The following is a 20297-nucleotide window of genomic DNA, read 5'->3' on the forward strand; positions in this document are numbered from 1 at the left end:
CGGCATGGCTCTTGCAAGCGCGTCCCGGCGCGGCTAGGCAGTGGCCATGCGCATTATCCGTGACTTTCAATTCGTAGATCCAAAGGATCGTGGAGCCTCTGCCGCCATCGGGAATTTCGATGGTGTCCACCGGGGCCATCAGTCTGTCATTGATCTGGCCCGCGACGCCTTACCCGATGCACCGTTGGGGGTTATGACCTTTGAACCGCATCCGCGCGAATTTTTTGGCCCTGATGCACCGCCGTTTCGTCTTATGTCTGCCGATGCACGTGCGTCACGGCTGGAAAAGCTCGGCGTCGAACGGCTCTATCAATTGAATTTCAATGCCGCGCTCTCGAGCCTGACGCCCGAGGGATTCGCCCGAAAAGTGATCGCCGATGGCTTGGGCCTGCGTCACGTGGTTGTTGGATCAGATTTCTGTTTCGGCAAGGGCCGAGCGGGAACAGCTGAGGATCTCAAACACTTTGGTGACGAGATGGGATTTGGCGTCACGGTAGCGCCATTGATGGAATATTCCGAAGACACGGTGTCCTCTACTGCGATCCGTCGTGCGTTGAGTGATGGACGCCCCCGTGATGCGGCCAACATGCTTGGCCATTGGCACCGTATCGAAGGCGAGGTGATCGGCGGCGAACAGCGCGGTCGCGAACTGGGTTACCCCACAGCCAACATGTCCATAGACGGGCTGCATCAGCCTGCCTTTGGCGTATACGCCGTGCTCGTTGACGTACTGGATGGGCCACATCAGGGAAGCTATCATGGTGCCGCCTCGGTCGGCGTGCGGCCGATGTTTGACGGCAGTCACCCCAATATCGAAACCTTCCTGTTTGATTTCACCGGCAACCTCTATGGCGCCACATTGTCTGTTGGCCTGGTCGAGTACCTGCGCCCGGAAATGACCTTCGACGGTCTTGAGGGACTACTGGAACAGATGGAGGCGGATTGCGCCACGGCCCGCCGCCTGCTGGCTGCGCTATGAGCACCGGCATTGATCGTAATGGGCTGGCAAACCGGTTTTGGGAAAAGAAACCGCTGGCCAAGCTGAACGATCGCGAGTGGGAAGCACTCTGCGACGGCTGTGGCAAGTGTTGCCTTAACAAACTGGAAGACGAGGATAGCGGAGAGGTCGCCCTGACCCGTGTCGCCTGCCGCCTTCTGGATGATGCCACCTGCCGCTGTGCCCACTACGAAAATCGACACCAATTCGTGCCAGAGTGCATCGTGCTGAAGCCCGACAATCTGGACACACACGCCTATTGGATGCCACAGACTTGCGCCTACCGGTTGCTTTGGGAAGAAAAGCCCCTACCCGATTGGCATCCCCTGATCACCGGTTATCCGACCAGCGTACATGAGGCCGGTGTTTCGGTGCGCGGTTGGACAGTATCCGAATTCGACACTCCCGAAGAAGACTGGGAAGAACACATTATCGAGGAGCCGCTCTAAATGCATTTCGCCTCTGACAACTCTGGCCCTGCCAACCCCGCAATCCTCGCGGCCATAGCAACAGCGAATGCTGGTTACGCCATGGGCTATGGCGCGGACGAAGAGATGGTGAAAGTCACTGCGCGCATCCGCGAGATTTTTGAGGCACCAGAGGCTGCGGTTTATCTCGTCGCCACCGGCACGGCAGCAAACGTACTGGCACTTTCGACGCTGGTGCAGCCATGGCAAACACTGTTTTGCACAGGCCCGGCCCATATCAATATGGATGAGTGCAACGCACCAGAGTTTTACGCGGGCGGCGCGAAACTGACACTTGTCACAGGGGCCGACAAAATGACCCCCGCTGATCTGCGAACCGCAATTGAGGGCGAGGAAAACCGTGGCGTTCACGGCCCGCAACGTGGGCCGGTATCAATCACCCAAGTGACCGAATTTGGCACGGTCTATTCACTGGACGAACTGGGCGCACTGTGTGACGTGTCCAAATCCTATGGGCTGCCCGTGCATCTGGATGGCGCCCGTTTCACCAATGCGATGGTTTCGCTCGGCTGCACCCCGGCTGAGATGACATGGAAAGCCGGGATTGATGCTGTTTCCTTTGGCGGCACCAAGAATGGCTGTTTTGGAGTTGAGGCCGTGATCTTATTTGACCCGGCCAAAGCGCAGGAGTTCGAATATCGGCGCAAACGCGGGGCACATCTCTTCTCCAAACACCGATATCTGTCGGCTCAGATGCTTGCATATCTGACCGATGATCTCTGGTTGAAAAACGCCCGTACTGCAAATGCCAAGGCCCTACGACTGGCAGAGGGGCTGCGCAGCGCTGGGGCGAAATTTAGCCATACACCTCAGGCCAATATGATCTTTGCCGCTCTGCCACGGGCCACCCATCAAAAGCTGTTTAATGCAGGCGCGGTCTATCATCTCTGGGATGGCGGTCTTGAGGGAGCGGATGAGGAAGAGGTCACAGCGCGGTTTGTCTGTGACTGGTCTATCGGCGAGGATCAGATCGACAAGTTTTTGGAGCTATTGTAACGCGGTATTGCGTCCATTGCACGGCAGTCAAACTCTCCTAAAGTGGTTTACGCCGAGATTGGGCTCGCAGCACCTAACAAAGTATCGCGTGACAGAAAATGACGGGCCATGTCACCTGCAAATCCTGTTTTGCGATAGCCAACCCCAACCATACGCGTAACGGGGTCTACACCTGCAACTTCACGCAGCACGACATCACGGTGGGCATCGCCATGAGAGATTGGCATCAGCGCTACGCCAAGCCCGGCAGCGACCAAATCCATCAACTGAGCATCATGGATGGCACTGGCAGCTACAGATAGGCCTGTAGCGCCGTCGAGCTGGGTTAGCCTGCTCATGAATAGATCCGCACCGGGACAATAGGGACGCGAAATCAGTGCTTCCCCTATGAGGTCCGCCATTGTGATCTCCGCATTCGCTACAAGCGGATGCCCCTTGTGCAAGCCCACGCCATACTTATCCTGCCAAAGCGGATAGAACCCGCACCCACGCGGCAGGCAATCATCAGCCGCAAAATGTAAATCCGCCTGCGCCGGGTCGTCGGTAAACTGAAACTGCGCCCGCGGCACTGCTCGCCTAATCCGGGCTAGCCCTGCCTCGAACGGTGCCATAAAAACATCGGGCGCGCAGCAGACTCGGACCCTTTGGATGGTATGCCCTTTCAGCCGCGCCTCCAGTTGGCTCACCTGCGCCAGCACCCCGCCTGCCTGTTGATACAGCTCATGCCCAAGCGCTGTCGGCGTCAATCCATCCCTGCTTCTTTGGAACAGCGGACCATTATACCGCCCTTCCAGCCGTGCGATCGCCGCTGACACCGATGGCTGACGGACATCGCAAGCCCGCGCCGCCGCGCTAAACGTACCTAATTCATATGCAGCCCGAAAATAACGAAGCGGTGTCAAGTCATCCATAGTTGATAACTATACTTGAGATAGTCTGTTGCGCAATTCCCTATATACCTCTCCTCTGCAATCTTGCGGACATAACCCAACAGGAGTGCATCATGTCCGCGACCAACCCAGCCACAACCAACGCTAACAGCGCGTCAAAGCAACCCATTATCGAGCAACTCCTGCGCTTGTTCGAGGCCGGTGATCCAGCGCTGATGGGGTTCATCGCCCCTGACATCGACTTTCGCATTGATCACTACCGTGACGGCGACGGAGCCGATGTCAGCTGGCAACAGGCCAGCGATATCGAAGGTTTCGGTGTAATCCTGTCGCGACTGGGCCCAGAAGTATTTCCACAAGGTACCAAAATCATCGATCTGCGCACTCAGGACCTAGGCGACGGCTGGTGCAATACGCGCTTTTGTCAGCGATACCATTATGCGGTACGGGATCGTATGGTTGAAAGCTTGACCTTCATTCTGTCGCATCAAAACAACGGCCAGATCGACTACTTCCGGGAAACGGTGACTACCGTTACCGATATCTAATGCTGCTCACATCACCTGCTTGATAACAGAGCATTGCAGACCCGAGGGGCAATTAGCACCTCGGGCCATCACTTCGAGACGATGCGATGCTGCTTGTTTGACTAGCTACCGGCGGTTTCTACTATCATCTCAGACCAAAACTCCTGCAACAGAGTGGCGGTCTCGGCAGGATGTGTGATGGGCAGCATATGCCCCGCACGGTCAATCCGGGCGCACTTTGCGTTAGGCAACCGTCCTGCCAGGGCGCGAATAACTTCGTGCATAATTGGCTGGGTTTGGCCGCCATAAATCAGAAGGCATGGCATCGTCAGCAAAGCTAGGCGCTCAGGATTCAGTACCCCTAGCATGTCCTCATAGACCTGCGTATCGCAGGCCATTACAGCTGGAAAACTACGCACCATAGCATCGCGGGCGCTCTCCGGCAGGTCCGACCACTTTGAGTTGCCAGCTCCCCAAGCACGGTTAAATAGGCGTGTCGCCTGCTCTATGTCACCACCCAGATAGGTCTCTCGAACCATCATGTGATTCCTGCGCAGCGTTTCAAGCGCTTCCGGATCTTCGGTATCTTCAGCGGTCGCGAGTGAAAACAACACCGGCTCGACCATTACCAGGGATCGCACAAGATCCGGACGCATCTGCGCCATGGCCAATGCAACCGTGGCCCCAAAAGAATGACCGACCAGATCAATAGGACCATCCTTGGCGAGGCTCTCAGCCTCAATCAACGCAAACCCCGCTTCTGCATTCCGCAATTGCAGCAAACCATCACCATCCCAATCCGGGCTACGCCCATGGGACAGCATATCAAAGCTGGCAAAGGTCACCTGATCTTCAAGTACCGTCGCCAAGCCACGCCATGCGCCGGAGTGCGCCAAGGAACAATGCACCCCCAGCACTTGCCTCGGGCCCGAACCAAAGCCGCGCGCATACACGGGTTGCGCCAGACCTGCAGAGATTTCCACCATCATTCGTGCCCCAACGATGCGGCCATGCGCGTCTCAACCCTGGCAAGTTCTACCCCAGCGCCCCTGCAACCCCAGAAAGTCATCCTTGCTCTGTCGTTCGCCACCATGGGCCTGTTCTCCCGCTTTAAATCTAGGCGCGACGGTATGCCCATGCTAAGCGGGGTTCAACATCACGAATCTGTCACACTGCCATTGCTGCCTGGGGATATCAGCCAATGCCGACCTTGAACGAACCCAAGCTTATTGCTGGGAACGCCAATCTTCCGCTTGCCGAAACCATTACCCGCCGCATGTCGATGCACCGCGGCGTCGATCAGGGCCTCGTTGATGCCCGCGTCGAACGTTTCAACGACGGCGAGATCTTTGTCGAAGTCTACGAGAACGTACGTGGCGAAGACATGTTCATCATTCAACCGACATCGAATCCGGCGAATGACAATCTGATGGAGTTGCTGATTATTGCAGACGCGCTACGCCGTTCTTCGGCTCAGCGCATCACAGCAGTGATCCCATATTTCGGGTATGCCCGACAGGATCGCCGCACCAAAGCGCGGACACCGATCTCGGCCAAACTGGTGGCAAATATGCTGACCGGTGCTGGTATCGAGCGGGTGTTGACCATGGACCTGCATGCCGCACAGATCCAGGGCTTCTTCGATATCCCAGTAGACAATCTTTACGCGTCGCCAATCTTTGCACTGGATGTGAAAAACCAGTTCAAAGACAATATGAGCGATCTGATGGTCGTCTCTCCTGATGTGGGCGGCGTAGCCCGCGCGCGTGAGCTGGCCAAGCGGATTAACGCGCCGCTTTCGATCGTAGACAAACGCCGTGAAAAGGCTGGTGAAGTGGCAGAAATGACCGTGATCGGTGATGTCACCGATAAAATCTGCCTGATCATCGATGACATGTGCGACACCGCTGGCACGCTGTGCAAGGCGGCTCAGGTGCTGCTCGACAACGGCGCCAAGGAAGTACACGCCTACATCACCCACGGCGTGATGAGCGGCCCAGCCGTAGAACGCGTCACCAACTCCGTCATGAAATCGCTGGTCCTGACTGACACCATTCAGCCAACCGAAGCGGTTCTTGGTGCGCCCAACATTCGTATTCTGCCAACCGCTCCGCTGTTTACTCAGGCCATCCTCAATATCTGGCATGGTACCTCGGTGTCTTCACTGTTTGAGGACAAAACGCTGGTACCTATCTATGAATCGTTATCGCGCAGTGGCTAGCCTCTCGCTGTATAGAGACGAAATCCGAACCTCACGCCCCGCGCGTGGGGTTTTTCTTTGGCGGTTGTAACTCCCCCTATCGGCCAATTGCAGTGAACCGCGCTAAGTTCGGCAAGAAATAAATGATGAGGTCTTACATGGAGCAATATCAAGGCGGCTGTCTTTGTGGTGCTATTCAGCTAAAGGCCGTTGGTTCGCCGCTCAGGGTTGGCATCTGCCATTGCAAAGATTGCCGAAAACACCATGGAGCACTGTTCTATGCGGCCGCAGTTTTCCCTGAGGACGCTGTCCTTATCAATGGCTCGTCACAACATTACAAAGGTCGACATTTTTGCGGCACCTGCGGCTCTTCCGTCTTTGCCCAAAGCGGAAATGAGATCGAGATTCATCTCGGTACACTTGAGACGACAAGCGGCTTGGTTCCAAGCTATGAGAGCTGGTGCCGACACCGTGAAGACTGGCTGCCAGAGTTTACGAACACAACCGGCTATATCCGTGACAGAGGCCCGACCTAGGGCACATCCCAATCGTCGGCGAAGGGTAATGTACCGATGGCCAGCCACGCCGCTCGGATCCGCGCGATGCGGCTGTCGTTCCACGTACGGAACACCACGTCGAACCCGTCCGTTGTGATGTTATCCGCCACCAATTCCGTTCGAATGGCAGCGCCGGAAGCAATATCCATCAACGAGCAGGAAAGATGAACCGCTGGCACAACAGCAAAGAGTTCGGAGAACTGAACCTTTCGACGACGTTCGCGCGGCCCGGCACCGGTCCACATATCGCCGCCGTTTTCAAACTCTGAGAAAATCTCGATATCGCCCTGATCAACCCCAATGCGGGGGCTCTGTACACGTTTCATACTGCTATTCTGCACACCTAGTGGTGTGACCCCCACCCTATCCGCATCTGGTCTTGGTGACGCCTGGCTTGCACCAGCAGATCGCGTAGAATTGCTCTGGTACTTATACTGCCAAAAAATAAAACCGGCCCGCAAGGGGCCGGCTTCAATTGCCGTAGTATTGCTCTGGAAAATCAGAGGCTCATATGGGTGCCCAGGGCTTCCATGTCAGCCAGCAGCTTGGCGGCATCTTCCACCAGGCCGTGCGGCTGAGCCGTTTCCTGCACGGACTTATAGGTCGTGCGGGCCTCTTCAATCAGCTCATCCAGATGTTCGCGTGTCATCTGGTCCATCGGGATTGCTTTCTCAGCAAGGACAGAAAGACCGTCAGTGCCAATCTCAGCAAAGCCACCCGTGACCAGATATTCCGATGTGCCTTGCGGGCTCTCCACCCGCAGGACACCCGGACGCAGTGTGGTGATGGTCGGCGCATGATTGGCCATAGCCGTCATGTCGCCTTCTGCGCCGGGGATCATTACCGCGGTCACCGGGAGCGACGCCAAACGGCGCTCCGGGCTCACGAGGTCGAATTGCATCGTATCAGCCATCAGGGCCCTCCTTAGGCCGCGTCAGCAGCCATTTTCTCGGCTTTCGCGATCACCTCATCGATGCCGCCAACCATGTAGAAGGCGCCCTCGGGCAGGTGATCGTATTCGCCAGCCACAACAGCTTTGAACGACTTGATGGTATCCTCGAGCGGAACCTGCTTGCCGTCTGCGCCGGTAAATACCTTTGCAACGTCGAATGGTTGAGACAGGAAGCGCTGGATTTTACGCGCACGGGTCACGGTCAACTTGTCCTCTTCGGACAGTTCGTCCATGCCGAGGATCGCGATGATATCCTGCAACGACTTGTAGCGCTGAAGGATCTGCTGAACGTCCGACGCCACACCGTAGTGCTCTTCACCCACGATGGACGGGTCCATCAGGCGCGAAGTGGAGTCGAGAGGGTCAACAGCCGGGTAGATGCCCAGCTCCGAGATCGAACGGTTGAGAACGGTGGTCGCGTCCAGGTGGGCAAAGGTTGTTGCCGGTGCCGGGTCGGTAAGGTCATCCGCGGGAACATAGACAGCCTGGATCGAGGTGATCGAGCCGTTTTTGGTGGAGGTAATCCGTTCCTGCATCGCACCCATGTCGGTGGCAAGCGTAGGCTGATAGCCAACCGCCGAAGGAATACGGCCAAGCAGAGCCGAAACCTCAGAACCCGCCTGTGTAAAGCGGAAGATGTTGTCCACGAAGAACAGAACGTCGGTTCCGGACTGGTCACGGAACTGTTCCGCCAGGGTCAGACCTGTCAGAGCAACACGTGCACGCGCACCCGGAGGTTCGTTCATCTGACCATAAACCAGAGCAACCTGCGATTCTTCGAGGTTGTCGGGCTTGATGACGTTGGATTCGATCATCTCGTGATAAAGGTCGTTGCCTTCACGGGTCCGCTCACCAACACCGGCGAACACGGAGAAACCCGAGTGCACTTTGGCGATGTTGTTGATCAGTTCCATGATTAGAACGGTTTTGCCAACGCCGGCGCCGCCGAACAGACCAATCTTACCACCCTTTGCGTAGGGCGCCAGAAGGTCGATCACCTTAATGCCAGTTACCAGCACTTCGGATTCTGTGGACTGGTCGCTAAACTCAGGTGCAGGCTGGTGGATAGCGCGGGTTTCCGCGGCTACCACAGGGCCCTGCTCGTCCACAGGCTCGCCCACGACGTTGAGGATGCGGCCCAGGGTCGCATTACCAACGGGGATCGAGATCGGTGAACCCGTATCGCCGACAGCCTGGCCACGAACCAGACCTTCGGTCGCGTCCATTGCGATGGTACGAACGGTGTTTTCACCCAGGTGCTGAGCAACTTCCAGAACCAGTATTTTGCCGTTGTTGTCGGTGGTCAGCGCGTTCAAGATCGCCGGCAGGTGGCCGTCGAATTGCACGTCCACAACGGCGCCGATGATCTGGGTCACCTTGCCTTTTGCATTTGCCATGTTTCGTCTCCGGTTTTCTTTTAGAGCGCCTCAGCGCCCGAAATAATTTCAATCAGCTCGTTGGTGATCACGGCCTGACGCGAGCGGTTGAACTCAATGGTCAGTTTGTCGATCATCTCACCCGCGTTGCGGGTAGCGTTGTCCATCGCGCTCATCCGGGCACCCTGTTCGGAGGCCCCATTTTCCAGCAGGGCTGCAAAGATCTGCGTTGCGACGCCGCGCGGCAGCAGGTCAGCCAAAATGGCCTCTTCGCTGGGCTCGTAGTCATAAACGGCAGCGCTTGTTGCAGCCTCATCTTCCTTCGCCTCGAACGACGCTGGGATCACCTGCTGGGCTGTAGGTATCTGGGTCACAACGTTCACGAACTTCGAATAGAAGAGCGTGGCAACGTCGAAGTCCCCGGCATCAAACCGGGCCAGCACATCCTTGGCGATATCCTGCGCGTTGGTATATCCAAGGCGCTTGACTTCGCTCAGATCCACGTGTCCGACAAAATAGTCGCCAAGGTCGCGCTTCATTGCGTCCCGGCCCTTTTTGCCAACTGTCAGGATCTTGACAGTTTTGCCCGCCTCAGTCAGCTCGCGAGCTTTCAGCCGCGCCAACTTGGCGATGTTGGAATTGAAGCCCCCGCAAAGCCCGCGTTCGGCGGTCAGCACGACCAGGAGATGAACCTGGTCGCTGCCGCTGCCTGCAAGCAGTTTGGGTGCAGAATCGCTGCCACCGACGGATGCGGCGAGCCCGGCCATGACGGCATTGAACCGTTCAGCGTAGGGACGCGCATCTTCAGCAGCCTCTTGGGCGCGGCGCAGTTTTGCAGCCGCGACCATCTGCATGGCCTTGGTGATCTTGCGGGTCGATTTGACCGACGCGATCCTATTTTTAAGGTCTTTAAGGTTAGGCAACGCCTGATCCCCCCTTAAGCGAAGTCAGCTGCGAACGCGTCCAGAGCTGCTTTGATCTTGTCGGCGGCATCGCCTTTGATCTTCGGATCTTCGTTGGTGATCCAATCGAGCAGGTCCTGGTGCTTACCGCGCAGGTGCGCGAGCAAACCAGCCTCGTAGCGGCCAACTTGCTTTACGTCGACTTTGTCGAGGTAGCCGTTGGTACCGGCAAAGATCACGCAGACGATTTCAGCGTTGGTCAGAGGTGCGTACTGAGGCTGTTTCATCAGCTCGGTCAGACGCGCACCACGGTTCAGAAGCTGCTGAGTAGCGGCATCCAGATCGGAACCGAACTGAGCAAAGGCCGCCATTTCGCGGTACTGAGCCAGCTCCAGTTTAACCGGACCAGCAACCGATTTCATCGCGTTTGTCTGAGCTGAGGAGCCCACACGAGAGACCGACAGACCGGTGTTCACAGCAGGACGGATGCCCTGATAGAACAATTCGGTTTCAAGGAAGATCTGGCCGTCGGTGATCGAGATCACGTTGGTCGGAATAAATGCCGACACGTCGCCGCCCTGAGTTTCGATAACCGGCAGAGCCGTCAACGAACCTGCACCGAATTCCTCGTTCAGCTTTGCCGAACGCTCCAGCAGACGAGAGTGGAGATAGAAAACGTCACCAGGATAAGCTTCACGGCCCGGTGGTCGACGCAGAAGCAGGGACATCTGGCGATAAGCAACAGCCTGTTTGGAAAGGTCATCATAGATGATCAGCGCGTGCTTGCCGCTGTCGCGGAAGTACTCGGCCATGGCGGTTGCAGCATAAGGTGCCAGGAACTGCATTGGGGCAGGTTCGGACGCGGTTGCAGCAACCACGATCGAGTATTCCATCGCACCGGTTTCTTCCAGCTTTTTCACAAGCTGAGCAACGGTTGAGCGTTTCTGGCCAACAGCAACGTAAACACAGTACAGTTTCTTGGATTCATCATCACCAGCAGCGTCGTTGTAGACTTTCTGGTTCAGGATAGCGTCCAGTGCAACGGCGGTCTTACCGGTCTGGCGATCACCAATGATCAGTTCCCGCTGGCCACGGCCGATTGGGATCATCGCGTCAACAGACTTAAGGCCGGTCGCCATTGGTTCGTGAACCGATTTACGCGGGATAATGCCAGGTGCTTTAACATCAGCAACCTTGCGTTCCTTTGCGTTGATCGGGCCCTTGCCATCCAGCGGGTTGCCCAGACCATCAACAACGCGACCCAGCAGCTCGGGGCCTGCAGGAACGTCCACGATGGAGTTGGTGCGCTTAACGGTGTCACCTTCTTTGATGTCACGGTCAGAGCCGAAGATAACGATACCAACATTGTCGGCTTCGAGGTTCAGCGCCATGCCCATAATGCCGCCTGGGAATTCGACCATTTCGCCGGCCTGGACATTGTCGAGACCGTAGACACGGGCGATACCATCACCAACGGACAGCACGCGGCCAATTTCAGCCACCTCTGCTTCTTGACCAAAGTTCTTAATCTGGTCTTTCAGGATCGCAGAAATCTCTGCTGCTTGGATACCCATTTATCCGACCTCTTTCATTGCGTTCTGTAGGGAGTTGAGCTTGGAGCGGATCGAGTTGTCGATCATCTTCGAGCCCACTTTAACGACAAGACCGCCAATGATGCTCTCATCGACGGTTGCATTGATCACGACCTTCTTCCCGGTGCGCTCGGCCAATGTCTTGGCCAGCTTCTCGCTCTGGGTTTTGGTCAAAGCCTTAGCCGATGTAACATCGGCAGTAATCTCACCACGGGTTTCGGCTAGACGTGCGCGCAGAGCGTCAAGCAGCGCAGGCACCACAAACAAGCGGCGCTTTTCGGCCATCAGCGTCAGCGCGTTGGCCAGAACCGGGGACAGACCCATTTTCTTGGCAATCGCAGTAATCGCTGTCCCCTGTTCCTGACGTGACACCAGAGGTGACGTGATCAGGTCGCGGAGATCCTCGCTATCCGCCAAAGCGGCAGACAGGTCATTGATACTGGTTTCAAGGCTATCAAGCGCCTTGCTCTCTTCGGCGATCTCAAAGATCGCGGTGGCATAGCGCGCGGCAATGCCTGCGGAGATCGAAGCTGGTTCGGACACGTCCACCCTTCCGATATTGGCCCCGGTTGGCTGACCTGTGCAGTCGGCGTCCGGGGGCGTGAGGTTTCCCCACAATTTCGTGGGGCGTCAAAATCAGCGTGGATGTAGCAGAGCGTTGGCAACCTATCAACTGCCTTGGACAGTAACGCGAAAAAGGAAGTATCAAGCGTTTTCAAGTGATTAGACAATAACCGGCAATGAAACGGCAGATCATGCGTCAAAAAAACCAACTTTAGAGGTCAATTTTGCGATTCCAAATCGGGAAAATTCGCTTCGAGCGCGTCAAAAAACCTTCAGACAGTCGAAAATGGGCGCTGAAAGCGCGATTTTGAACTATCTTCCGGGAATCAAGCACTCTGTGATCCCTTTCCACCTCCTGCGAGGTCGCCTATCTTACGGCAAGAGATTAAGAACGTCCGATGTAACACCCGCTGAATTTGCGCAATCAAGCCGGTTCCGGCATCGGATTTGACAGGCCCTCCAAGACACGGATCCGGCTTGGTGCCCGCAACCGTGTCATCTCTCCCCGCCGCGTATGAGCTTGCTTGCTGACCTCCACCAAAAACACACCGCCACCTAGCATCGCAGGAAGTCGATCGCCCATTCGTTCAAACAAAGCCCCCGATTTCAACCAAAACCGCCGTTGGCTCGGTGGTAAATAAAGCGCCGCAGAGTGCCTCTCGACCGTGAATTGGTGCAGACGCAACTGGTTCTCAACCTGGCTCAGCGTATAGGGACGTCCAAAACCGAAGGGGGTGACGTCCGATCGCGCCCAGAGACCTGCACGGCTCGGCACCACAAAGATCGCGCGCCCACCGGGACCAAGTACCCGTCGACACTCTTCAAGCAAATGAGAGGGTCGATCCGACGTCTCCAGCCCGTGCAAGAGCACCAGCCGGTCAACATGCCCAGTTTCAATCGGCCAGGATGTCTCTTCGCACAGAACAGAGACATTCGGCATCCCGGCGGGCCATTGCATCACCCCCTGTGGTCCGGGCATCAACGCAACAACCCGGCGGGCTTCTGCAAGGTAAGGGCGCAGCAACGGCGCGGCAAAGCCAAATCCCGCCACCGTCAGCCCGGCAGCCTCTGGCCAAAATTCAAGCAGCCGACCACGGATTGAGGCCTGCGCCGCCCGCCCCAAAGTGCTGCGATAGTAGAAATTCCTCAGATCCTGAACATCAAGATGCATTGCGGGCGTCCGTTCTTTGGGCCAATCTGAGGCCAGTCGCCGTCAGTTTACCCATCGAGAAGCGAATGACCATGCCCCTTGAGATCGTTACCCTACCCTGTCTTTCCGACAACTATGCCTTTTTGCTGCACAATGCGGAAACCGGCGGCACGGCACTGGTTGATGCACCGGACGCTGGTGCAATCAAGACCGAGCTGGATCGCCGAGGTTGGGGTTTGGACCAGATCCTGCTAACTCACCATCACTGGGATCATATCGACGGAGTTGCCGATCTGCAGGCAGCCTATGATCCGCAAATAGTCGGCGCCAGTGCAGACGCCCACCGGCTACCGGATCTGGATCTGGCGGTCAAAGAAGGTGAGACCTTCTCCTGCCTCGGCGAAGAGGTCAACGTGCTGGATGTCTCTGGCCATACCGTCGGCCATATTGCCCTTCACTTTCCGGCATTAGCTGCTGTCTTCACCGCAGATAGCTTAATGGCATTGGGCTGTGGCCGCCTGTTTGAAGGCACACCGGCACAGATGTGGCAGAGCCTGCAGAAATTGGCGGCCTTGCCAGACAACACCACGGTCTATTCCGGTCATGAATATACAGAGTCCAACGCGCGCTTTGCACTCAGCATCGAGCCTGGTAACATAGCGCTTCAAAAGCGCAGTGCTGCGGTTCACAGCGCACGCGAAAAAGATCACCCAACCGTGCCTTCACAGCTGCAAGAAGAGCTGGACACCAACCCCTTCCTGCGCGCACATCTCGACAGTGTCAAAGATGCCGTGGGCATGGCTGGAGCCCCAGCTGCCGAGGTCTTTGCCGAAATTCGAGCCCGGAAGGACCGTTTCTGACCGTTTCGGCATCCTTTCACGGCACAGTCACGATAAATGTGACAATAAAATGCAAGAAAGATCTTGAAGCCGGGCACGTATCAACCAAACTCTAATACTATCAGGACATGGTTGGACTGTGGAAGGCGAGGCATCCGTCCCGCAGCCTCACCACCAACCCAAGACCAAGAGGAGCACGCCCGTGCCTTCATTCTCGAGCACTTTGGAACAGGCCATTCACGCCGCGCTAGCGCTGGCAAACGAACGGCGTCACGAGTTCGCAACCCTGGAACACTTGCTGTTGGCCCTGCTAGATGAGCCTGAGGCGGGGCGCGTCATGCGCGCCTGCAATGTGGACCTCACAGAATTGCGCGCGACCCTTGTCGAGTTTGTCGACGAAGATCTCGCCAATCTGGTCACAGATATTGATGGCTCCGAAGCGGTCCCAACCGCTGCTTTCCAGCGCGTGATTCAACGCGCAGCCATTCACGTACAAAGTTCCGGACGGACCGAAGTCACCGGCGCCAATGTACTGGTAGCTATCTTTGCCGAACGTGAGAGCGATGCGGCCTACTTCCTGCAGGATCAGGATATGACCCGCTATGACGCGGTGAATTTCATCGCCCATGGCGTTGCCAAGGACCCCGCGTTCGGCGAGGCACGGCCCGTTTCCGGTTCCCCAGAGGTAGAGGACGAACCTCAGCCAACCACCGAAGGCGACAAGAAAGAGAGCGCGCTGGCAAAATACTGCGTCGATCTCAATGACAAATCACGCGAAGGCGATATCGATCCGCTGATTGGTCGTAGCCAGGAAGTGGAACGCTGCATTCAGGTGCTGTGCCGCCGCCGCAAGAACAATCCGCTCTTGGTGGGCGATCCCGGTGTGGGCAAAACCGCCATTGCCGAAGGGCTTGCACGCAAGATCGTCGCCGGTGAAACTCCAGAGGTCCTGTCAGAGACGACAATTTATTCTCTGGATATGGGAGCCCTGCTGGCAGGAACACGCTATCGCGGCGATTTTGAAGAGCGGTTGAAGGCCGTCGTTACTGAACTGGAAGATCACCCCGATGCGGTTCTGTTCATCGACGAAATTCATACCGTGATTGGTGCTGGCGCGACATCCGGCGGTGCAATGGACGCCTCCAACCTACTGAAGCCCGCGCTTCAGGGCGGCAAGCTGCGCACCATGGGCTCCACCACCTACAAAGAGTTCCGCCAACACTTTGAAAAAGACCGGGCTCTGTCGCGCCGGTTCCAAAAGATCGACGTGAATGAACCCTCGGTCGAAGATTCAATCGAGATCCTAAAGGGGCTGAAGCCCTATTTTGAGGAACACCACGGTATCCGCTTCACCAGTGATGCGATTAAGTCAGCAGTAGAACTCTCTGCTCGCTATATCAACGATCGCAAGCTACCCGACAAAGCCATCGACGTCATAGACGAGGCCGGTGCTGCCCAGCATCTGGTGGTTGAAAGCAAACGCCGCAAGACCATTGGCGTAAAGGAGATTGAGGCCGTTGTTGCCAAGATCGCCCGCATCCCGCCCAAGAATGTTTCCAAGGACGACGCCGAAGTGCTGAAGGATCTGGAACGTTCGTTGAAACGGGTGGTTTTTGGCCAAGACGCCGCGATCGATGCTCTGTCCAGCGCGATCAAACTGGCGCGTGCCGGACTGCGGGAACCGGAAAAACCCATTGGTAACTATCTCTTTGCCGGCCCTACCGGCGTTGGCAAAACTGAGGTCGCCAAACAGCTTGCCGATACACTCGGTGTCGAACTGCTACGCTTTGACATGTCCGAGTATATGGAGAAGCACGCGGTCTCTCGTCTGATCGGTGCCCCTCCGGGATATGTCGGTTTTGATCAGGGCGGCCTTTTGACTGACGGCGTTGACCAGCACCCGCATTGCGTGCTGCTGCTGGATGAGATCGAGAAAGCACACCCGGATGTTTTCAACATCCTGTTGCAGGTGATGGATAACGGCCAGTTGACCGATCACAATGGCCGCACCGTCAATTTCCGCAATGTGGTGCTTATCATGACCTCGAACGCTGGCGCCTCTGAGCAGGCCAAAGCCGCGATTGGTTTTGGGCGCGACCGCCGCGAGGGCGAGGACACCGCTGCGATTGAGCGCACGTTCACGCCGGAATTCCGCAATCGCCTAGATGCGGTCATCTCCTTTGCACCACTGCCGAAGGAAGTAATCTTGCAGGTTGTTGAGAAATTCGTTCTCCAGTTGGAAGCCCAGCTGATGGATCGTAATGTGTCAATCGAACTGACCCGCAAAGCTGCGGAATGGCTGGCTGACAAGGGCTATGACGACCGCATGGGTGCGCGTCCGCTGGGCCGTGTCATTCAAGAATATATCAAGAAACCGCTGGCAGAAGAGCTATTGTTTGGCAAGCTCGCCAAGGGTGGTTTGGTCAAGGTCGGCATCAAAGATGGCAAACTGGACCTGCGGATCGAGGGGCCCGCAAAGGCAAGAATCTCGGGAGACAAGCCGCCTCTTTTGACGGCTGAGTAGGCCGATGCGCATCCTGCCTCTGGCATTGATCTCCTCGCTCGCCGCGCCCGTCGCGGCGAGCGATCTTGTATTGCAATGGCCGGTCGACTGCGTTCTGGGTGAAAACTGCGAGATCCAGCAATATGTCGACCGCGCACTGGGTCCAGCAACCCAGGATTTCACCTGTAATCCACTCACATATGATGGCCACAAAGGCACCGACATTGCCTTGCCTTATCTGAGTGACATGGATGCAGGCGTCACCGTATTTGCCGCCGCGGACGGTACTGTGGCAGGCTTTCGCGACGGAATGGAAGACCGCTATTCTACCGGTCCCCTAGATCCCGCCATTGAGGGACGTGAATGCGGCAACGGGGTACTTATACGCCACGCAGACGGATGGGAAACCCAATACTGCCATCTGAAACGCGGCTCCATCCAAGTCCGTTCTGGTGACAAAGTGACGGCCGGAACCTCGCTGGGAGAGATCGGTCTATCTGGCAATACTCAATTTCCGCATCTGCATCTCTCTGTGCGCCAGAACGGCAAGATGATCGATCCCTTCGGACCACGGATGGAACAAGCCTGCGGCGGGGATATCGGCGCGCCGCTTTGGGCTGAAGACATCAGTTATCAGGCCGGAGGTTTCCTTGGCAGTGGATTTGCCGACCACGTGCCAAAATTCGCTACGATCAAGGCCGGGACCGCAGATCAGTCACCTTTGACAGCTGGATCGGATGCCATCGTTTTCTGGGCCTACGCCTTTGGGGCACGAAAAGGCGACCAACTTACCCTGCGTATAGATGGCCCATCAGGTAAGCTCATAGATCAGACAGAGCGGCTGGAAAGAACTCAGGCGCAATTGTTCCGAGCGGCTGGCAAACGAATACGAGCACAGGGTCTGCAGCCTGGCAGTTATATGGCTACAGCCACTCTCCTTAGAAAGGGGCAAGTCATTGACGATCAGAAACAAGAGATGATCGTCAAATAGGTCGTAAGGATATCTGCCTGACGATTAAACCCCTTGGCGGCAACCTGTGACGACGCTAATCTATGCTCACGGTCAGCAGACACCGAGGCGTCGCTGCTCTCTTGTGAGAGTGCTAAACCTGCTACTACTCGAACGGCTTCCATTGCGCATGGCGCCGCGTCGTCAAGACAGCGACCAACGACCGAAACGGGCGCCGATAGGATGCAATATGACCCGTACCCCCCTTCCGATGCAGGTTCATGACCTGTCACATTTTTCCCGAGCGCTATCGCGCCAACTGGGTGAGACCAGCCCACCTCATCTAACCCTGATGAACATGCTCTCTCGGGCGGCTGGTTTTCAGAACCTGCAGCATCAACGCGCCGTACAAGCCGCTGCAGATCGCCTCGGGAGAACCAAGTCTCACATACCCGCCGATCATCGCCTGATCGAACGCACCTTGACCCATTTTGACGAGGAAGGGCGTCTGCAGCGATGGCCCTCGAAGCGCGCAGTACAGACGCTTGCCCTATCTGGGCTTTGGTCGGTTTTCCCTTCTGGGACGTCCATGACCGAAGCGAAAGTGAACGCAATCCTGTTAGCAGAGCATCATTTCAAGGACCCAGCAACCTTGCGCCGAACAATGATCTCCTGTGGATTGCTTACCCGGCAACGCGATGGCAGTTGTTATGCGAGGATCGAAAAGGAACCATCAACAGAGGCTAAGACACTGATTTCACGCCTCGTAGCATGTCGCAGGTTAAGAGCAGCTGATGTACTCTCGAACCCTCCATCCCAGCCGAAACGTGCTTAGCAACAGATCCGTTCAGCGTTCAGTGAATTTCAATTCGATCCGGCGATTTTGGGCCCGTGCTACCACGGTCTGTGCCGGATCAATCGGCTGATATTGACCGAAACCATTGGCAGACAGGCGCTGGGGCGGAATGCCCAGCGCCTGCACCATATAGCGAACTACCGACAGTGCTCGCCCCTGGCTAAGTTCCCAGTTGTCAGAGAATTTCGGATGTGCACCAAGCGGCGTATCATCGGTGTGACCATCGACGCGAATGATCCAGTTGATCTCCGGCGGAATCGCTGCTGCTACGGTTTGCAGGATACCAGCCACCTTGCTAATTTCATCCCGCCCTGCGGACGACAAATCCGCGCTCCCAGGTGCAAACAAAATCTCAGAAGCAAAAACAAAACGATCACCCTCAATCCGTACGCCATCCTGATTGCCCAATACATCACGCAAACGGCCAAAGAACTCCGAGCGATACTGCTCCAGATCCTGCGCCTTCGTGCTCAGTTGCTCTGCCGTCGCTTCCAACCGCTTACGCTCACTCTCTTCGAGCAGACGGCGACGGCGTTCTTCAGCCGCCGCGCGAGCAAGGGCAGCGTTTAGATCCTGGCCAAGGTTTTGCATTTGCACCGACTGAGCAGCATCGCGGGCCGCGTAGTCATCCAAGATTGCCTGCAGTCCACCCAACTGCTCACGCAGTGCGGCAACTTGCTGGTTCAACAAGGCAGTCTGGCGGCGTGCCTCTTCGGAAATGGCTTGCTCATTTCCCAGGCTCTCGCGCGCCTGAGCCAGCAAGGCAGCGCGCTGTTCTGCAAGGCTTGCCAATTCCGCAGTTTCGGCAGCGCTGTTCTCGCCCTCGCTCAATGCGGCCAGTAGTCTTTGCTGCAGAACATCTCGGTCCGCTGCCGCTGCATTGGCCTGTTCCAACTTAGCCAGTGCGTCCAACAGGCGCTGCTCAGTTTCAGCTTGTGCAGTACTGCGGTTCTGCAGTTCTGTTTCTGTTGCGTCCCGGCTCTGGCGCACGGTCTCCAATTCGGCCTGTAGGGCATCAACCTGCGCGTCACCGCTGGTCTGAGTCTGTTCCAACTCTGCAAGAACACGGGTCAAGCGTTCGGCCAGAACATCGCGTTCTGCATTTGCCGCTTTTGCCGTATCCAATGCGTCCAATACCTCAGAAAGTTGGGCATCCAATTGGGTCTTCGCGGTTTCCGCCGCTGCAAGCAATGTCAGCGTATCTTCGGCAGCCTGTCGCTCGTCCTCCAACGCCAGCGTCATCGCCGTCAGTTCTGCGTCTGCGTTTGTAAGCCGATTGCGCAATGCCTCTGCTGCCGCGGCCTCGGCTAAGCGTTCAGCCTCGGCTGCTGTGAGATCCGCTTCCAGCTGGGCGGCCGCAGCCGAGGCATCTGAATTCTTCGTCTCCAGGTCCGCAACGAGTGCCTCCAAAGCCTCCCGCTTTGCTGCAGCGAGCCGTGCCGCCTCAACCTGAGCATCAATCTCACCCCGTGTTGCTGCAAGCGCCTGCGTGAGCGCATCACGCTCGCCTTCCAAATCGGATTGGACGGACTGCAACGCCTCACGCTGTGCTGTTAAGTCGGTGATGGTGGCTGTTGCTTCCTCTTGCCGAAGCAGCAGTTGGGCAACCTGTGCTTCAAAATCGCCGATCTCGCCCCGGGCGGCGTCCAGATCAGCCTCTGCAGCCTCCAATGCGCCCCGTGTCGTACCCAATGTGGCTGAGAGAGCACCGAGACGAGCCTGCAGCTGACTATTGGTGCGTTCTTCCAGCCCCAGCGCATCCGCCAAAGCGCCAATTTCCGTTGACAGCTCATCCAGCTGGCTTTCCTGACCGGATATGGTTTCGCGCAACACAAATTGCACCACCATAAAGATGGTCAATAAAAACATCAGGACCAGCAGCAGCCCCGTCATCGCATCGACGAACCCTGGCCAGATCGAGGCCTGAAAACGCTGACCGGTGCGACGTGACAGGGCCAT

20 protein-coding genes are annotated in these 20297 nt (G+C 56.7%); 10 read left to right on the forward strand and 10 right to left on the reverse strand.

Features of this window, described 5'->3' with window-relative positions; translation table 11 throughout:
* The first annotated feature begins 46 nt into the window (after positions 1 to 46).
* The 3 genes from ACEWZM_RS04370 to ACEWZM_RS04380 are packed head-to-tail and all read left to right on the forward strand — an operon-like array spanning position 47 to position 2481.
* A complete protein-coding gene (locus tag ACEWZM_RS04370; RefSeq protein WP_414005283.1) occupies positions 47 to 979 on the forward strand; it encodes a bifunctional riboflavin kinase/FAD synthetase in 933 nt (310 codons plus the stop codon).
* Entirely contained in the window at positions 976 to 1446 is a 471-nt protein-coding gene (locus ACEWZM_RS04375; protein ID WP_414005284.1) for a YcgN family cysteine cluster protein, read from the forward strand. The genes ACEWZM_RS04370 and ACEWZM_RS04375 overlap by 4 nt, the downstream gene beginning before the upstream one ends.
* Positions 1447 to 2481 carry a threonine aldolase family protein gene (locus ACEWZM_RS04380; RefSeq protein ID WP_414005285.1) on the forward strand — a complete coding sequence of 345 codons (1035 nt, stop codon included), beginning with the start codon at positions 1447 to 1449 and terminating at the stop codon, positions 2479 to 2481.
* A 47-nt stretch (positions 2482 to 2528) separates the two neighbouring features.
* Here the strand turns inward: ACEWZM_RS04380 and ACEWZM_RS04385 are convergent, their stop codons facing one another.
* The gene (locus tag ACEWZM_RS04385; RefSeq protein ID WP_414005286.1) at positions 2529 to 3392 is read right to left on the reverse strand and encodes a LysR family transcriptional regulator; all 864 of its coding nucleotides are present in this window, start codon (positions 3390 to 3392) and stop codon (positions 2529 to 2531) included.
* 92 nt (positions 3393 to 3484) lie between these two features.
* Between ACEWZM_RS04385 and ACEWZM_RS04390 the strand changes: the two genes are divergently transcribed.
* On the forward strand, positions 3485 to 3919 hold the full coding sequence (locus ACEWZM_RS04390; RefSeq protein ID WP_414005287.1) for a hypothetical protein: 435 nt from the start codon (positions 3485 to 3487) through the stop codon (positions 3917 to 3919).
* Between the two features lie 101 nt (positions 3920 to 4020).
* Here ACEWZM_RS04390 and ACEWZM_RS04395 read toward each other — a convergent pair whose 3' ends face one another.
* Complete coding sequence (locus ACEWZM_RS04395) at positions 4021 to 4884, reverse strand: alpha/beta fold hydrolase (protein ID WP_414007954.1); 864 nt, start codon at positions 4882 to 4884, stop codon at positions 4021 to 4023.
* Positions 4885 to 5099: 215 nt separating this feature from the next.
* On the opposite strand from ACEWZM_RS04395, the gene ACEWZM_RS04400 reads away from it, so the two are divergent.
* The gene (locus ACEWZM_RS04400; RefSeq protein WP_414005288.1) at positions 5100 to 6119 is read left to right on the forward strand and encodes a ribose-phosphate pyrophosphokinase; all 1020 of its coding nucleotides are present in this window, start codon (positions 5100 to 5102) and stop codon (positions 6117 to 6119) included.
* A 137-nt stretch (positions 6120 to 6256) separates the two neighbouring features.
* Positions 6257 to 6634 (forward strand): GFA family protein, encoded by a 378-nt coding sequence (locus ACEWZM_RS04405; protein WP_414005289.1) that lies wholly within the window; start codon positions 6257 to 6259, stop codon positions 6632 to 6634.
* On the opposite strand, the gene ACEWZM_RS04410 is transcribed toward ACEWZM_RS04405, so the two are convergent.
* The 7 genes from ACEWZM_RS04410 to ACEWZM_RS04440 all read right to left on the reverse strand — a co-directional run bounded on the left by ACEWZM_RS04410 (position 6631) and on the right by ACEWZM_RS04440 (position 13212).
* Positions 6631 to 6981 carry an H-type lectin domain-containing protein gene (locus tag ACEWZM_RS04410; protein WP_414005290.1) on the reverse strand — a complete coding sequence of 117 codons (351 nt, stop codon included), beginning with the start codon at positions 6979 to 6981 and terminating at the stop codon, positions 6631 to 6633. The two genes, ACEWZM_RS04405 and ACEWZM_RS04410, sit on opposite strands and share 4 nt — an antisense overlap.
* A gap of 173 nt (positions 6982 to 7154) precedes the next feature.
* The gene (locus ACEWZM_RS04415) at positions 7155 to 7568 is read right to left on the reverse strand and encodes a F0F1 ATP synthase subunit epsilon (protein ID WP_414005291.1); all 414 of its coding nucleotides are present in this window, start codon (positions 7566 to 7568) and stop codon (positions 7155 to 7157) included.
* A gap of 11 nt (positions 7569 to 7579) precedes the next feature.
* Entirely contained in the window at positions 7580 to 9004 is a 1425-nt protein-coding gene (atpD, locus tag ACEWZM_RS04420) for a F0F1 ATP synthase subunit beta (protein WP_414005292.1), read from the reverse strand.
* A gap of 20 nt (positions 9005 to 9024) precedes the next feature.
* Entirely contained in the window at positions 9025 to 9906 is an 882-nt protein-coding gene (locus tag ACEWZM_RS04425) for a F0F1 ATP synthase subunit gamma (RefSeq protein ID WP_414005293.1), read from the reverse strand.
* Positions 9907 to 9920: 14 nt separating this feature from the next.
* Positions 9921 to 11459 carry a F0F1 ATP synthase subunit alpha gene (gene atpA / locus ACEWZM_RS04430; protein WP_414005294.1) on the reverse strand — a complete coding sequence of 513 codons (1539 nt, stop codon included), beginning with the start codon at positions 11457 to 11459 and terminating at the stop codon, positions 9921 to 9923.
* The gene (locus ACEWZM_RS04435; RefSeq protein WP_414005295.1) at positions 11460 to 12020 is read right to left on the reverse strand and encodes a F0F1 ATP synthase subunit delta; all 561 of its coding nucleotides are present in this window, start codon (positions 12018 to 12020) and stop codon (positions 11460 to 11462) included.
* Positions 12021 to 12465: 445 nt separating this feature from the next.
* Positions 12466 to 13212, reverse strand: a complete 747-nt coding sequence (locus ACEWZM_RS04440) for a class I SAM-dependent methyltransferase (RefSeq protein WP_414005296.1) — start codon at positions 13210 to 13212, stop codon at positions 12466 to 12468.
* A 65-nt stretch (positions 13213 to 13277) separates the two neighbouring features.
* Here ACEWZM_RS04440 and gloB point away from each other — a divergent pair, with 65 nt between their 5' ends.
* From gloB to ACEWZM_RS04460, 4 genes are all read left to right on the forward strand, one after another.
* Entirely contained in the window at positions 13278 to 14051 is a 774-nt protein-coding gene (gloB, locus tag ACEWZM_RS04445; RefSeq protein ID WP_414005297.1) for a hydroxyacylglutathione hydrolase, read from the forward strand.
* A 181-nt stretch (positions 14052 to 14232) separates the two neighbouring features.
* Positions 14233 to 16554 (forward strand): ATP-dependent Clp protease ATP-binding subunit ClpA, encoded by a 2322-nt coding sequence (clpA, locus tag ACEWZM_RS04450; protein WP_414005298.1) that lies wholly within the window; start codon positions 14233 to 14235, stop codon positions 16552 to 16554.
* A 4-nt stretch (positions 16555 to 16558) separates the two neighbouring features.
* The gene (locus ACEWZM_RS04455) at positions 16559 to 17524 is read left to right on the forward strand and encodes a M23 family metallopeptidase (protein WP_414005299.1); all 966 of its coding nucleotides are present in this window, start codon (positions 16559 to 16561) and stop codon (positions 17522 to 17524) included.
* A 208-nt stretch (positions 17525 to 17732) separates the two neighbouring features.
* A complete protein-coding gene (locus ACEWZM_RS04460; protein ID WP_414005300.1) occupies positions 17733 to 18317 on the forward strand; it encodes a DUF2087 domain-containing protein in 585 nt (194 codons plus the stop codon).
* 12 nt (positions 18318 to 18329) lie between these two features.
* Here the strand turns inward: ACEWZM_RS04460 and ACEWZM_RS04465 are convergent, their stop codons facing one another.
* Positions 18330 to 20297, reverse strand: coding sequence for a peptidoglycan -binding protein (locus ACEWZM_RS04465; protein ID WP_414005301.1), 1968 nt, complete (start codon positions 20295 to 20297; stop codon positions 18330 to 18332).

This window comes from Phaeobacter cretensis, from assembly GCF_047372505.1.
Lineage (GTDB): Bacteria > Pseudomonadota > Alphaproteobacteria > Rhodobacterales > Rhodobacteraceae > Phaeobacter > Phaeobacter cretensis.

Bases quoted from the DNA above. Each gene is read 5' to 3' on its own strand.
- ACEWZM_RS04370 (WP_414005283.1), top strand. From the start codon at position 47: ATGCGCATTATCCGTGACTTTCAATTCGTAGATCCAAAGGATCGTGGA.
- ACEWZM_RS04375 (WP_414005284.1), top strand. From the start codon at position 976: ATGAGCACCGGCATTGATCGTAATGGGCTGGCAAACCGGTTTTGGGAA.
- ACEWZM_RS04380 (WP_414005285.1), top strand. From the start codon at position 1,447: ATGCATTTCGCCTCTGACAACTCTGGCCCTGCCAACCCCGCAATCCTC.
- ACEWZM_RS04385 (WP_414005286.1), bottom strand. From the start codon at position 3,392: ATGGATGACTTGACACCGCTTCGTTATTTTCGGGCTGCATATGAATTA.
- ACEWZM_RS04390 (WP_414005287.1), top strand. From the start codon at position 3,485: ATGTCCGCGACCAACCCAGCCACAACCAACGCTAACAGCGCGTCAAAG.
- ACEWZM_RS04395 (WP_414007954.1), bottom strand. From the start codon at position 4,884: ATGGTGGAAATCTCTGCAGGTCTGGCGCAACCCGTGTATGCGCGCGGC.
- ACEWZM_RS04400 (WP_414005288.1), top strand. From the start codon at position 5,100: ATGCCGACCTTGAACGAACCCAAGCTTATTGCTGGGAACGCCAATCTT.
- ACEWZM_RS04405 (WP_414005289.1), top strand. From the start codon at position 6,257: ATGGAGCAATATCAAGGCGGCTGTCTTTGTGGTGCTATTCAGCTAAAG.
- ACEWZM_RS04410 (WP_414005290.1), bottom strand. From the start codon at position 6,981: ATGAAACGTGTACAGAGCCCCCGCATTGGGGTTGATCAGGGCGATATC.
- ACEWZM_RS04415 (WP_414005291.1), bottom strand. From the start codon at position 7,568: ATGGCTGATACGATGCAATTCGACCTCGTGAGCCCGGAGCGCCGTTTG.
- atpD (WP_414005292.1), bottom strand. From the start codon at position 9,004: ATGGCAAATGCAAAAGGCAAGGTGACCCAGATCATCGGCGCCGTTGTG.
- atpA (WP_414005294.1), bottom strand. From the start codon at position 11,459: ATGGGTATCCAAGCAGCAGAGATTTCTGCGATCCTGAAAGACCAGATT.
- ACEWZM_RS04440 (WP_414005296.1), bottom strand. From the start codon at position 13,212: ATGCATCTTGATGTTCAGGATCTGAGGAATTTCTACTATCGCAGCACT.
- gloB (WP_414005297.1), top strand. From the start codon at position 13,278: ATGACCATGCCCCTTGAGATCGTTACCCTACCCTGTCTTTCCGACAAC.
- ACEWZM_RS04455 (WP_414005299.1), top strand. From the start codon at position 16,559: ATGCGCATCCTGCCTCTGGCATTGATCTCCTCGCTCGCCGCGCCCGTC.
- ACEWZM_RS04460 (WP_414005300.1), top strand. From the start codon at position 17,733: ATGACCCGTACCCCCCTTCCGATGCAGGTTCATGACCTGTCACATTTT.
- ACEWZM_RS04465 (WP_414005301.1), bottom strand. From the start codon at position 20,297: ATGGCCCTGTCACGTCGCACCGGTCAGCGTTTTCAGGCCTCGATCTGG.